At 55.6% G+C, this 14160-nt stretch carries 11 protein-coding genes; 6 read left to right on the top strand and 5 right to left on the bottom strand.

The features are described from left to right. Both N5D91_RS16190 and mobF read left to right on the top strand, forming a co-directional pair. Positions 1-572: type IV secretion system DNA-binding domain-containing protein (locus tag N5D91_RS16190; RefSeq protein ID WP_279907606.1), on the top strand; the 572-nt coding region annotated here is incomplete at its 5' end. Positions 573-602: 30 nt separating this feature from the next. After that, positions 603-3575 carry a MobF family relaxase gene (mobF, locus tag N5D91_RS16185; RefSeq protein WP_279907604.1) on the top strand — a complete coding sequence of 991 codons (2973 nt, stop codon included), beginning with the start codon at positions 603-605 and terminating at the stop codon, positions 3573-3575. Positions 3576-3577: 2 nt separating this feature from the next. On the opposite strand, the gene N5D91_RS16180 is transcribed toward mobF, so the two are convergent. The 4 genes from N5D91_RS16180 to N5D91_RS16165 all read right to left on the bottom strand — a co-directional run bounded on the left by N5D91_RS16180 (position 3578) and on the right by N5D91_RS16165 (position 7604). Further along, positions 3578-4015, bottom strand: coding sequence for a GIY-YIG nuclease family protein (locus N5D91_RS16180; protein ID WP_180854182.1), 438 nt, complete (start codon positions 4013-4015; stop codon positions 3578-3580). A gap of 112 nt (positions 4016-4127) precedes the next feature. After that, complete coding sequence (locus N5D91_RS16175; protein WP_180854183.1) at positions 4128-4622, bottom strand: hypothetical protein; 495 nt, start codon at positions 4620-4622, stop codon at positions 4128-4130. Between the two features lie 133 nt (positions 4623-4755). Continuing rightward, positions 4756-7191, bottom strand: a complete 2436-nt coding sequence (locus tag N5D91_RS16170; RefSeq protein WP_180854184.1) for a YadA-like family protein — start codon at positions 7189-7191, stop codon at positions 4756-4758. Continuing rightward, positions 7191-7604, bottom strand: a complete 414-nt coding sequence (locus N5D91_RS16165; protein WP_180854185.1) for a hypothetical protein — start codon at positions 7602-7604, stop codon at positions 7191-7193. The genes N5D91_RS16170 and N5D91_RS16165 overlap by 1 nt, the downstream gene beginning before the upstream one ends. Positions 7605-8438: 834 nt before the next feature. On the opposite strand from N5D91_RS16165, the gene N5D91_RS16160 reads away from it, so the two are divergent. Both N5D91_RS16160 and N5D91_RS16155 read left to right on the top strand, forming a co-directional pair. After that, entirely contained in the window at positions 8439-9701 is a 1263-nt protein-coding gene (locus tag N5D91_RS16160; protein WP_228756481.1) for an O-antigen ligase family protein, read from the top strand. Beyond that, on the top strand, positions 9701-10693 hold the full coding sequence (locus N5D91_RS16155; protein ID WP_110711641.1) for a glycosyltransferase: 993 nt from the start codon (positions 9701-9703) through the stop codon (positions 10691-10693). Before N5D91_RS16160 ends, N5D91_RS16155 begins: the two co-directional genes overlap by 1 nt. Before the next feature lie 27 nt (positions 10694-10720). On the opposite strand, the gene N5D91_RS16150 is transcribed toward N5D91_RS16155, so the two are convergent. Further along, the gene (locus N5D91_RS16150) at positions 10721-11113 is read right to left on the bottom strand and encodes a barstar family protein (protein ID WP_153856848.1); all 393 of its coding nucleotides are present in this window, start codon (positions 11111-11113) and stop codon (positions 10721-10723) included. A 268-nt stretch (positions 11114-11381) separates the two neighbouring features. Here N5D91_RS16150 and N5D91_RS16145 point away from each other — a divergent pair, with 268 nt between their 5' ends. Next, positions 11382-13604 (top strand): methyl-accepting chemotaxis protein, encoded by a 2223-nt coding sequence (locus N5D91_RS16145; protein WP_180854186.1) that lies wholly within the window; start codon positions 11382-11384, stop codon positions 13602-13604. A gap of 166 nt (positions 13605-13770) precedes the next feature. Then, on the top strand, positions 13771-14139 hold the full coding sequence (locus tag N5D91_RS16140; protein ID WP_110711644.1) for a glycine zipper 2TM domain-containing protein: 369 nt from the start codon (positions 13771-13773) through the stop codon (positions 14137-14139). Positions 14140-14160 lie beyond the last annotated feature (21 nt).

The following is a 14160-nucleotide window of genomic DNA, read 5'->3' as shown; positions in this document are numbered from 1 at the left end:
TCGGGCGTTTGAACATCGATCAGCTGCTTACCCTGGGGCGCTCTAAGGGCGTATGTGCAGTGCTCTGCTATCAAGACTTCAGTCAGATGGAAGCTGTGTATTCAAGGGAAGTGGCTAAGACGTTCTCTAGCACAGTCGCAACAAAAATTATTTGTGAAGTCCAGGCCGGAGATACGCGGGACTACCTCGCCTCAACGCTCGGTAAGCACAAAGTGGCGTGGAGGACGTATGACGACAACGCAACTGTCCATGAAGAGACACGAGCCATCGTTTCTTCGCCTGAGCTGACAGATCGTTTGGGATTCCGCAAGGGTAAGGCGTTTGGGCCAAACGGCTGGGGCATTCGCGCAATTGTTCAGATGGGCGGTGATCCCTTGTTGCTCAATTTTCCAGGCAACCAAATAGAAAACCAGCGTCCAGGACAAGTTCCAGCAAGGTGGACGCTTGGTCCTCGATCAGCGCCAAAAGTAGTCACCTCCAACCCAACGGGCATGATTGAAGAAGGGGCGGACATTGGTCTTTCAATTGCTGATGTATTGGCTAGAGAGGCATCGCGGATATACAAGTCTTAAGGCTCATTCAGTTCTTGCCAAAAACGTCATTTGCCTTTTACTGAAGTGGTCGCACTTGCCGCTTCGACAACGGCGCTTTGGGAGATAAAGATGATTTCTATTGGTCGTATCAATGCCCGTGGGCGAAAACAAAATGGTGAGGCGGTGGTTGATTACTTGCTTGCCATGGAAGAACTATCACAAGGAATGAAGAATGCAGCTGAGAGGGCTAATTCCCTCGCAGCGTCAGAAGATGGCCTTGCATCTTATTACTATGATGAGAAAGCAGATGCTATCCAGCGATGGTCAGGCAAATTGGCTGCCGACTTGGGACTGGAAGGAAAGCCCGTTGAGAAGCAGGCGATGTTGAAGCTCGCAGAAGGATTTCATCCCTACACAGGGGAGCCGCTTTGTAAGAACGCGGGAGAGAAGCCAAAGGATGTTGAAAAGATTGATCGAAAAACAGGAAAGCCTAAGCTGGATAAAGATGGGAATGTAATTCTAAAGTCAGAGGGAGGGCATAGGGTCGGCTTTGACCTTGTAACAACACCTCCTAAGAGTGTGTCCATTGCATTCGCACTTGGCAATGATGATGAAAAGCTGGAAATTCTCCAGGCTCATAGACGTGCAAATGATGTTGCGATGAAGTTCCTTGAAAGCAAAATTGAAACCCGCAGGGGGACGCAGGGAGTAAATGTGATCGGAACTGAAGGCATGATCATCATGCAGGCTGATCACATGGGTAATAGAAATCTAGAGCCTAATATTCATACTCATAATTTGTGCTTTGGTATTTCAAAGGGTGTTGATGGCAAATACGGAACCTTTGATGCTCAGGAGTTATACCGCCATCAGAAGGCTGCAGATCAAATTTACAAGAATGAGCTCGCAATGAACTTGCGTGAGCTCAAGTATGGAATTGAGCAGTTGCGGGAGGTGGATGTTCTTGGAGAAGAGACGGCCAATGTTTCATTTGAAATATCAGGTATCAGCCGCGAATTGATTGATCTTAATTCGAGCCGCCGCGCTGAAATTCTAAAATATGAATTAGAGCACGGAGTAGATCGTCAAGCAGCTTGCCTTGCGACGCGACAACACAAAGATGAGCCTGCGTTTGATGAGCTACAGGCTATGTGGACTGTCACCTTGAACTCGATCCAGCAGGAGCGCGCAGAGCTGGTGCCGTCTATACAGCAATTAAAGTCTACGGGTGATAAAAACATGCGGATTGATGAGGGTGCAGAAATATTAAAGCGTCTTCATAAAACAGATTCAGTGTTCACTGAGTGCCATCTTATTGAGGCTATCGCAAAGGAAAACATGGGAAAGGTTCGCCTTCCTGATGTAGTCGAGAAGGTCAAGGAATTTAAATCTCGCATGCAGCTGGTTGAGATCGCGCCTGAGAAGATTGCAGCTGCCGACGCCGGGGAGACACTTTCTCGCCGTAACACAGAGGTGAGATATGCCGCAGGGTGGATGGTGGAGTGGGAAAGGGAAATAGTAAGTGGAGTCACAGCAAGACAAGGGGAGGAGCATCAGAAAATTCCTTTAGATAAAGTTGAGGAATGTATCGCTGCATATGAGTCGCGAAAGGATTTCACAGTCACGGGCGAACAACGCAATAGCGTCATCCATGTGACTTCAAAATCAGGTGGAGTTGCAGTGTTTACAGGTGGTGCGGGCACAGGAAAGACTAGTGTCAGTGATATCTATAGCGATGTATTTAAGGCGGATGGACGCAACATGATTGGTGTTTGCGTATCCAACAAGGCGGCTTCAAAGTTGGAAGCTGAAAGCGGGATGCCATGTAAGTCAGTAGCCAAGGCGTTATCGTTGCTTGACAGAAATATGATGACGCTTACTGATAAGGATGTGCTGGTCATTGATGAGGCGGGAATGATAGATGCTGATCAGACAAGGCGTTTGCTTTCATACGCTCAAATAGGTGGAGCTAAAGTAATTCTCCAAGGTGATGAAATGCAGCTTCAGCCCATTGGGGCTGGTTCCGGGATGGCACTTGCAAAGGTGGCTGTTGACGATGTTCAGTTGACGGAAATCAGAAGACAGAAAAACGCTGAAGATCGGATGATCGCGGGCCTTTTTTATAGCCGGGGACCTGACGGATCTATCAAACACCACAAAAAGGGTGAAAAGTCGCGCAGCGAAACATTACTGCACGGAAAAGCAATATTTGATGCTCTAGAGGCAAGGGGCTGCATTGATGATTACGATACGCGCGATCAGGCTATTGACGCGCTTGTTGAAGACTACATGTCCTCTGGCGCAAGTGTTGATCAAAGACTCGTTCTCGGCAGCACGCGGAAAGATGTAAGAGACTTGAACGAAAAAATACGATCTGCAATGGCCTCCGCTGGTCTTGTTGATTCTTCTGCGGTCAGCGTATCGGTTGTCAATAAGAGTGATAAGTATTTTATTGATCTGTCGCCAGGGGATCGTATCGCTTTCACGAAGAATGATGAAAAGGGCCTAGGGGTTGTAAATGGCGATTCAGGGACGCTATTGAGTGTGGAAAAAGGCAAGTCTGGCGGCTATGACATGGTTGTTAGGTTGAGGTCTGAAACGCCTGCCAAAGATGGGAAATTGGTTAGTTTCAATACGGACTCGTTCAATAATATTCGACACAACTATGCCGTCACTATTCATGATAGTCAGGGGCAAGGTAAAGAGGATGTTTTCCATCTTGCTCATTTAGGCGTGATGGATAATCACAGTGCTCTAGTTGCCTTCACTCGCCTTACAAAGGGTAAATATACGATGTATGGCGACACCGAAACTATTGAGCGCATTCATGAGCGCATGGGGATGGAGCGATTGAAGGCGAATGCCACAACTGAGGGTATTTTAAAGGACGCAAAACAGATTGATAAAAATCACATTGCTCTCAGCCAGCTGCGGAGCTCTATCGAGGCATTTAATGGTCTGGATAAGAAGCGGGATGGACAAAGGATTGATAATATTCAGAAGACGAGAAAGACAATCAACGTGTTCGGGCTTGGTTCCTGAAATCACAAGGTCAAAGTTAGGAGCAGGGACGCTCCGATTGATACTGCCGCCATCAAAGCGGCGAGCTTAAAAAAAGGGAATCTTCTGCGTGGTATCTGCCAGGACAACGTTCCGGCTAAATACTGTCTCTGCCGCGTTGCTCTCTTCCAGGGATCACATGTAATGCCTGGAGGCTTCGCATAGATCTTGCAACCTGCTTTCGCTGCATTGATCCTCCACGCATATTCGTATTCCGACGCTTGAGCCTCTGTCGCGTTGACAGAGCCGAGATTGATTACGTCGAACGGCTTGCCTTCCCATCCGCCTCTTAAACTTCTGTGCTGCTTTTGACGTTGATCCAGGTCAACTGTTTGGCCGATGTAGACGTGTCCATTTTCAAAAATTAAGGCGTAGAGTGTTCGTGATCTTACGTGATACTTTTGATCTCGCTTCCAGCTCATGGGTCTCCTTATGTATGTTTGATAACTCATACATAAGCGGAAACTGAGATATGGCAAGCGGTTATTCGGAAATAAAAAAGGGACCCTGAGGTCCCTTTGCTATATCTGAGGTTTACCAGGGTAAAAAAGACCACCCGCTGGCCGTCTTGAATCGCAGGTATTTTTCAAGCTGTTGTTCAAGTGTCTTTAGGTTGTCTTCAAAGCGCTGGAGTGCGGCCGACCTGTTTTCCCGGCTTTTCGTTAACACACGTCCATCTGCAGAAACTTCTTTTTCCATTATTTCAATTCTTTCCTTTATGCCTGTAGCCATAGCTCCAGCATCTTTGATCTTTTCTAATGTTCCGTAAATTCCATCGGATTTCTTGAAAAGGAACTTTGATTCACGGAAGGCTTTGATCATGTTGGCTTCGCTCACCTTGAGTGAAGCGTCAGATTTTCCCCACAGCACTTGATAGTATTCAAGTGCGGTCGTGTAAATTGCAAATCTCTTGTTATACAGATCCAGCCTCGATTTTGAACTGGCAATCTTCATTTGCGATAGGGCTATAAGGATCGTTGCAATACTTAGAAATACAGTCACTGTATCTTTGTCGAAACTTATATTCATCAGTTCTTAGCTCTTGAAGGATGCGCTGGATTTAATCTGATTCATAATGATTTGGCAAGCATATTCCACGAACAAAGGCCCCAAAGGGCCCTTGCCGAGATACAGATCACCTCCTTTTCTGCCGACACATTCTTTAGCGCCCCAAGTTGATTGACACTCCGACGCCACCCATTGCTTTACCTCTTGCGCTATACGAGAAACCACCCGAAACGCTGGTTCGCTCTGAAACACGAGCTCTCCAACCCACAGCCAGCGCTGCCTCATTACCGCTAAAGCCGATGCCAGCAGAAGCCTGGACTTCGCCTACGGCAGCTGGGACGTTCGCGGCCGCCATCATCGACATGGCCGCTACTTGAGCTCCCATTGCATCAATGCGACGGTCCTGGCGATCAATGCGCCTGTTGGTTTCGTCCCAGCGATCATTAAGAGCGGTCTGCATGTCATAGACCTGGCCACCGTTCACCGCATCCGTTGAACCTTTCTCTATGCGCCCAGCTGCCACGCCTGTGACGCGCTGGTTACCGGCATTGATACCATCCCTTGTCATGGATGGGCCGCCTTCAATGGAGACTCCTTTGGCGTCCATGGTTGTTGCGCCGATCTTGACGCTGCCGTTTTCACTGAGGACTACGTTGTCAGCCACACCCACTGTTTGAGTGCCATCCTGGTTCTCGCTGACTTCGATGTTCTTGCCTGCGACAGATTTGCTGCCGCTACCACCGCCAACGCCATCTTTTCCGTCAACACCTTTGAGAGAAGCAAGCCATTCCTTTTCAGTGCCGCTGTAACCATTGTCTACGGCAACTTCATAGGCGCTCCGGCCATCTGCGCCGTTTGCACCTGCAGGGCCTTGAGGTCCAGTTCCAGGGGAGGATGCGCCAATGCGGTTGTCTAAGTAGACAAGAGCGTCATTCACATTATTGAAACTAGGACCGCTGGGCATCGCAAAGCTTGGGTTGGTCCAAATCCCAGTTGTTGGATCATATGAAGCCCCGCCGCCGAACCACACGGCTTGCCTGGACACTGCGGTTTGAGTTTGACGGACACGCAAATCTACTGCTCTAACTTGCCCGGTATTAGCCGCATCGTTGTCTTCAATGCCGCCAGCAACATTCTTCAGACGCTTATCATCGCCTGCTCTGCCAAAAGATACAGTCCCGTCTTCAGAGCACTCAGCGCCATAGCCAATTGCCGTGCATTTCGCTGTCGCGGATGAAAATGCTCCTACTGCAGTCGATTGGTCGGCATATGCGTTTGCCTGGTGGCCTGCCGCAAGAGAACCCTCGCCGTTGGCATTGGCATTAGAACCGTAGGCTGAAGACTGATTTCCAGCCGCACGTGCCGATGGGCCACCTGCTACTGAATTTTCGCCTGTAGCTAGCGCTGGATCATTTTTAGATGGATCCCCATTAGCAGCGAAATAGGGATTGCCTGTTCCGGGGATTGTAGGGATGCCAGCCAAGGCATCGTTTAATTGTTTGAGGTTTACGGCATCTGTATCAGCTGTGCCCGCGTTTACGCCTGTTAATTGGCGATTTCCAAAGGCTACTGTGTTAGCCCTTCCACCTGTTGAACCGCCGATGGCGATTGAGTCCGGGGCGTCTGCTTTAGCTCCAGGACCAATTGCCGCAGTTGCACCGCCAGTAACATAAGCGTTTGGGCCGATAGCAACGCCATTTCCACCAACTACACCATTGCTTTCAACTCTCGCGTCTCGGCCAATTGCAACCCCGCCGCCGTCGTTAACGCCTCCAGCGTAAGCGCCATTACCGATAGCAACACCTTTTCGACCTGCGGACGCATTGTCTCCCACAACGGTGCTTCCATAAAATGCCTTTGAGTTTCGACCTATTGCTATGTTCGGTCCGTATTCGCCGTTATCAAATTGAGTCTCTGCATTTGCGCCAATGGCAATGTCATAGCTTCCTATTGCGCGTGCTGCTCCGCCTGTTTCGGGGCCGTTAACAGCAATTCTGTTACTGCCACTTCCCGCAGCGACTGTTTCATTCAGCTGTTTAACGTTTACAGCGTCGTAGTCGCCCACTCCCTTGGCAACACCTACTATTCTTTTTCCCTCTGGTTTCCCGCCACCGACTGCAACGGTGTCGTATTGATCGGCGATTGTATTTGCTCCAATAGCAACTGCTCCATTTGCGGTTGCTTTTGCATTGGATCCAATGGCGATTGTGTTTTGATCTTTAGCTTGAGCGTTTTCACCTACAGCAACTCCACCTTGCTGGGTTGCAATTGCTTTGCTGCCTATTGAAACTGAAGCGCTTGCCGCTTGTGATTGCTCACCTATTGCGACACCGCCTGCAATTGCTTTTGATTGCTTGCCGATTGAAACGGCTGTCGCGGTAATATTTTCAATGTCCCAAGAATTGCCGTTCCAGGTCATTCTCTGGAACATGCCTGTAGTGGCACTGGCTAAATCGCCAATAGCAACATCGCCTTGTGCCGCCGCAGTGGAACCATCGCCAATCTGAATTAATGAGGCGTTGGCAAGGCCCGCTGAAAGCAGTGCCATCGCCGCAATTGCTAACCTGGATTTGTTTAATTTGCTTTTCATTAATTTGCTCCTTTGGGCTTTGCCATGATGTTGGTTGTGGTGGATTTGCTGCATAGGAATGTGGGTTTTAAAATGTTTACTTCGCTGGCATTCCCCGGAATAGAAAGGCTGGTTGGCCTCTCAAGCAGAGCCTTATCATTTCCTTCGAAAGGAATGGAGGCTGAATAAATACCGTTTGCATTTGTTTTTGTTTTCCAAGTGCGACTGCCGTCCAGTATTTCCACTTCAACATCGGCCAATGGCTTATCAAGCCAGACTGCTCCGCGTATGTGGCATAAATTCCCGTCAACTAAGGCTATTGGCTGGATTGCCAGTTGCTTAATTAAGGCGATATCTTCTTTGGCTGTTGCTGCGTTTGCGCTTAATGTCGCTAAAAAAAGCGATAGCGCAATTGCGGGTTTAATGATTGGCATTACCTGGCCTCCTTTTAAATTTGTGGTTCTACCTATCCACAAATAACAGGAGATTGGGTTTGCGCAAGGGGCGGTTATTAGAATATTGCGCGCACAAAAAAGCCCCCTCTTTCGAGGGGGCTGGAGACACGACCGTCTCGTAATGTCTAATTTACGTCGAGGAAGGAGGAGCCTCTTTCAATCAGACACTTATACTCTTAGCACCATTTTAAATTAGCGCAAGTCGTGTATTTGAATTAATAAAATAGAAGCACTCTGCCCACGTGGATGTTTGGGCGGTGTTCCGCATGGTCGGGCCCAAATGCTATCTGACAACGTGCGAGTGAGCGCACTGGCTGGATCTATGCCTGCCGTAGGTAGCCAGAGGGTAGCCAAATTGTGTCTGCGAAGCTGGCGGCCATGAAAGCGCCATATAAAACAATGAGATAAGTGGTCGCTCCCGCCCCACGCTATAACTGCTTCATCAGCGGGGTGTGTTCCTTGGACGCCTTGGCGTTGCTGGTGTTGTCTTTTGTATCAGTCACTTGGGGCGTTTCGCGTCTTGGGCAGGGCGTCGGGGCGTGGCCATGCGGGCATGGCCGGGGGGACCGTTAGTGTAGCGATCTGGACCGATCGATGATCCGGCCAGAGGCCCAGGGGCAGGCGCGGTTGCCCGCGACTGTCCGTACGCCAACGCAGGCCCCCGTACACCTGCGGTTTGGTTGATTTCCATGGGACCCCACGGTAGTGTCAGCCCCGGCGATTTCCGCCAAACGGCCTCCATGGAAACCGGGGCGGCTCATTCCCTGGCGGGCGTTGATGGAAAGAGAAAGAACCAGCATGACTGCAGCCTGCATGGCCGCCGAACCCCGCTGCACCTGGCGTACCCTCCTGCTCAGCATCCTGGTCGCCATCGTTCCGCTTGCCGGATCCGCGCCGTACACCCTGTTGAAGGCGGTGGTACTGCTGGTGCTGCTGGTCACGGGGGTGGTGCTGATCCGCCGCCAGCCCGATGTCCGGCTGCGCTACCGCATCGCACGTTTCATCGTGATCGTCTGCTTCCTGCGCCTGGCCTATGCCTTCTACAGCATTGCCTGGCACGGCCTGCGCTGGAACGAACTGGACCTGCCGGCACAGACGCTGCTCTACCTGGGCACGGCGGCCGTATTCGCAACGGTGCTGGACTGGCGCCTGATCTGGAAGATCTTCGCGCTGTCCACCCTGGTCTTCGGCGGGTCGTGCATTGTCCAGCACCACGTGATGGGCCTTGAGCGCGCGCATGGTTTCAGTGGCGGAGAATGGACGGCCATCGAGTTCACCATGGTGACGCTGTGCATGGCGCTGTTCTCGGTCATTCGCCTGATCCAACCGAACGTGCATCCGGCCGAGCGCTGGCTGCATGGCATCGCCATTGCCGTAGGGGTGTACGGCTCGATCCTGGCACAGAGCCGGGGACCGATCCTGGCGTTCGTTCCGGCCATGCTGATGGTGATCGCCGTGCACGTGCGGCGCACCGGGCGCTGGCGCGGCGCGCTGGGCTTCGTCGTGGCGCTGGTCATCGGCGTGGTCGGTGCCACCACGGTGCTCAACCACCAGGTCATCCAGCGCTTTGGAGAGGTCAGTGGCGAGATCTCCGGTTTCAGCCAGGAAAACGAGGTGGGTTCGGTCCGCGAGCGCATCGCCATGTGGGGCGTGGCGATCGACGGATTCGCCGAGCACCCGGTGGCCGGCGTGGGCCTGAACCAGTTCGGCAACTATGCCCGCGAGGGCATCAGCCGCGGCGAGGTGTCCGATTCGATCTCCCGCTACAACCATCCGCACAATGAATATCTGGAAGCGGCGGTGACCGGTGGCGTGCCGTTGCTGGTGATCATGCTGCTGTTGTTCATCCTGCCGGGCTTCCATTTCGTGCGGCGTGTCGGCCATGCCGATGAAACCACGGCGATGATCGCCACCGCTGGGCTTGCCGTGGTCATCGTTTACGCACTGTCGGCGTTCACGGACAACGTGTTCTACCGGGCGATGCCGCATTCGTTCTATTTCTATCTTGTGCTGGGCTTCATGCTGGCCACCGCCCTGCCTGCGCGCGATGTGCGCAGGCAAGGGGGGGCCTGCTGATGGCGCATATCCATCTGCTTGCAGCCGACAACCAGCGTGGCCTGACCCACGACATCCAGGTGATCGAGCGTTCGCTGCAGCAGCTGGGCCACGAGGTGACCGTCAGCCGTCTGGACGCAGTGCGCAACGGTGGCGCGTGGAAACTCCGCGGGATGCGCCTGCGCAGGCTGCTGGCCTCATGGCTGAGCCTGGGGCGCACGCCGGCTCGTTTCGATATCAACATCTCGCTGGAGCATGTGCGGCCGGCGAGCTTCGGCCTGGCCAGGGTCAATCTGCTCATCCCGAATCCGGAATGGGTGTCCGCGCGCAGCCTGCGCATCCTGCCGCGCTTCGATGCGCTGCTGACCAAGACCGAAGACGCTACGCGCATCTTCAATGCGCTGGGCATGCGCGCGCTGGAAGTCGGTTTCTGCAGCCGCGACCGCTACGACCCAGCGGTGCCGCGCAAGCCCCGCAGCTTCCTGCACGCGGCGGGCAGCAGCCACATGAAGGGAACGGCGACGCTGGTCAAAGTCTGGAAACGGCACCCCGAATGGCCGTTGTTGACCGTCCTGCGCGGCGGGCCTTCGGACGAGGACGAGGCCGGTGCCGCGAACCTGCGCATCGTCCGTGAACGACTGCCCGACGAGGAGGTGCAACGCCTGCAGAACGAGCATGCGTTCCACTTGTGCCTGTCGCAGACGGAGGGTTGGGGCCACTACCTGGTGGAGGCGATGAGCTGTGCGGCGGTGGTGATCACCTGCGATGGCGCGCCGATGAACCAGATGATCGACGAAAGCCGCGGTCTTCTGGTTGCTGCCCATGAAGGCCCGCCGTGTCACTTGTCCAGGACCTGGCATGTGGATGAAGCAGCGCTGGAACAGGCTGTGGAGCGCGCCTTGGCGATGGACGAGGCTGAATGGCGCCGGCTGGGCGCCAATGCACGCGCGTGGCACCTGGCGACCGAGGTTGCGTTCCCTCTGCGCCTCAGCGAAGCCCTGGCCAAGGTCTGAGGCCAGCGTACCGTTGCCTCATCGCGCTCAGGCCGGTATCAGGGTGATCTGCGGATGCCCGCTGAAGATTTCCATCACGATCTCGAAGTAGGTCTGGCCACGGCCCTGCTCCAATGCTGCCAGCGTGTCGCGGATGGCCGCATGATTGAACCGGCCGGCCTGCTCAAGCTTTGCCTGCAGCCATGCCCGCGTGGTCTCGTAGCCCAGCGCCGCGCGGCTGTGCGCGATATCCCGCCACACCACCGTTGCGGCGGGATGACCGGCGAGCGCGCCATAGCCGCCCCACAGTAGATCATCCAGCGCGTCCAGGCTGGGCCCCAGTCGCCAGTCCTCGCTGGCCATGAATACACGGTTGATTTCCACGTACAGGCTGGCGATGTCGTTGATGGACGTGCCTTCGATGTGCAGGACAAGTGGCATGTGTCGACTCTGGATGAATCTGCCCGGTTGCGGCGGTTGCTGCATTCTGCAGGCCTTGCCCAGATTCATGGTGTAAAGGCGGCGTGATTTTCCTCGTGCGTCGGGATTTCAGTGGTGGAGAAAATCCGTGCGGCACCGCGATTAACTGCCGGATTTCATGCCTGTCTGCACAGTTCCATATATTTGGATCGTTCCATATATAAACTCCCATAAAGTTTCCCTGCGCTGCGCCGCCATCGAACGTACGGCCACGATCAAGGGAATTGAGATGCTTGCCTTACGTAATCTCCGTGTGGGATCCCGGCTTGGCGCCGGCTTCGGTCTGCTGCTGCTGTTCATCATGGCCATCATTGGCCTGGTGCTGTACGGAAATCACCTGAAATCCGCCCAGTTCGAGAAAGTGGTGGACGTCAACATGGTGAAGATGCGGCTGTTGAACGACATGTTGGATACCAACAATGCGGTGCTGATGCATCGGCGCCTGATGGTGATCAAGCGTGGCGAGGATTTCGACAGGGATTATCAGAAGGCGCAGGAGTTGTCGCAGACCTACGACGGCATCTGGGCCAAGTACATCAAGATTCCGCGCGATGCCACCGGCGATGCGCTGGTTGCGAAAATCGACGCGGCACGCAAGGCCACCGATGCCTCCACCCAGCATCTGCACGAGCGCATGAAGGCCGGTGATTTCGACGGCGCGGCCAAGGAACTGCTCGCCGAGCACGGGCTGGCAACCGCGTGGAACGAAGCCATCTCGAGCTTGCTGCGGCATCAGGAGACGCTGACCGCGCGCAGCCGCGAGGAGTACCGATCAACCGAGTCCTGGACCGGCACGTTGTCGATCGTGTTCGGTGTGATGAGCCTGTTGCTCGGTTCGCTGGCCGCCTGGGCGATCACCCGCAGCCTCACCCGCCCGCTGGAAGGGGCGGTGAAGTTGGCTGACGGCATCGCTGGTGGTCGCCTGGACAGTGTCATCGATGCCTCGGGCAACGATGAGGTGACCCAGCTGCTCAGGTCGATGCAGCGCATGCAGGCGCAGCTGCAGTCGGTCATGGCCGCGCAGGGGGAGCTGGCACGCCAGCACGATGCGGGCAGCCTCAGCTACCGCATGGACGAGAGCGCATTCCCCGGCGACTACGGACGCATGGTGCACGAGACGAATGCGCTGGTCGGTTCGCACGTGCAGGTACAGAATCGGTTGATCGAGGTGATGAAGCACTACGCCCGCGGCGATCTGTCGGTGGACATGGATCCGCTGCCCGGCGAGAAGGCGGCGATCACCCAGGCCATGGACGAGACCAAGTCCAGCCTGTCGGCGATCAACAGCGAGATCCGCCGGCTGGCAACCGCTGCAGCGGCCGGTGACTTCAGCCTGCGCGGCGATGAAGACCGCTTCGCCTACGATTTCCGCGACATGGTGGCCGGGCTCAATCGCCTGATGCAGACCACCGACGAGAACCTGGTGCAGGTGTCGACCCTGCTGCAGGCGATCTCGCGCGGCGACCTGACCGTGCGCATGCAGGGTGACTTCCACGGCGTGTTCGCCCGCATGCGTGATGACTGCAATGCCACCGTCGATCAGCTCAAGCAGATCGTCGGCCGCATCCAGTCCAGCGCCTCCAGCATCAATCTGGCCGCAGGTGAAATTGCTTCGGGCAACACCGACCTGTCGCGGCGTACCGAACAGCAGGCGGCGAACCTGGAAGAAACGGCGGCATCGATGGAGGAGCTGACCTCCACCGTGAAGCAGAATGCCGAGCATGCACGGCAGGCCAACCAATTGGCCATCGGCGCGCATGGTGTTGCGTCCCAAGGCGGTGAAGTGGTGGGCCAGGTGGTGACCACGATGTCGGCCATCGAGGCCTCGTCGAAGAAGATCGCCGAGATCATTTCGGTCATCGACGGCATCGCCTTCCAGACCAACATCCTGGCATTGAACGCGGCGGTCGAAGCTGCGCGTGCCGGGGAACAGGGCAGGGGCTTTGCAGTGGTGGCCAGCGAAGTGCGTACGCTGGCGCAGCGCTCGGCGGGTGCGGCCAAGGAGATCAAGGGGCTGATCGAGGATTCGGTCGGCAAGGTCGCCGATGGCTCGGCGCTGGTCCGCCAGGCGGGCACCACGATGGGCGAGATCGTGGCCTCGGTGCAGCGCGTGACTGACATCATGGCCGACATCTCCGCCGCTTCGCAGGAGCAGAGCTCGGGTATCGAGCAGGTCAACCAGGCGGTGGTGCAGATGGACGAGACCACTCAGCAGAATGCGGCGCTGGTGGAAGAAGCCAGCGCGGCGGCACGTTCGATGGAAGAGCAGGCCAACCTGCTGGCCGAGGCGGTATCGGTGTTCCGCACAGGCGCCGCCACGGCAGCGGCAGTGGTACGCCCTGCGTTGGCCGCGGTGGCTGCGACGGTCACCCCGGTGCGCCGGCCCGCTGCGCTTTCACCCCGAATCGAGCCGACACTGGCGGCCAACGCCGGGGGCTGGGAAGAGTTCTAGCAAGGCAGCACGCCGGTAGGGAGACGGCGCCCATCACGATGGCTGGTCGTGATGGGCGCGGATTTTCTTCCTGAACGCGCGATGGCCGATGAGGCGGCGGACACGCGCATTTCACTTCCGGTTGCCAACCGCGGGAGGACACTTGCGCCATACCGGAACGCAGGAGATGGCCATGAAGACCTCGACCCGATTGCTTGTGCTGGGCACGCTGCTGGCGGCTACGTCGGTGGCCGGTGCGCAGACCTACGGGCCGCGCGATGAAGGACGCCGATTCAACGATGGCAGCCGCGTGGTCTGCAAGAACGTGGAAGTGCAGCGCAACTCGCGCGATCCCAATCGCATTGCCGGTACTGCCACCGGCGCGGTGATCGGCGGCCTGCTGGGCAACCAGGTGGGCGGCGGCAATGGCAAGAAACTGGCCACCGTGGCCGGTGCCGTCGCCGGTGGTGCAGCCGGTCGCCAGATCCAGGGCAACAGCCAGCAGAAGAACGGCGACCGCGTGGTGGAACGCCGCTGCGAGCGCGTCTACCGCTGATTGACCGACCTGGTTGGCCCT

This window comes from Stenotrophomonas sp. GD03794 (assembly GCF_029842145.1).
GTDB lineage: Bacteria > Pseudomonadota > Gammaproteobacteria > Xanthomonadales > Xanthomonadaceae > Stenotrophomonas > Stenotrophomonas riyadhensis.
This window is presented reverse-complemented; position numbering and strand designations above follow the sequence as displayed.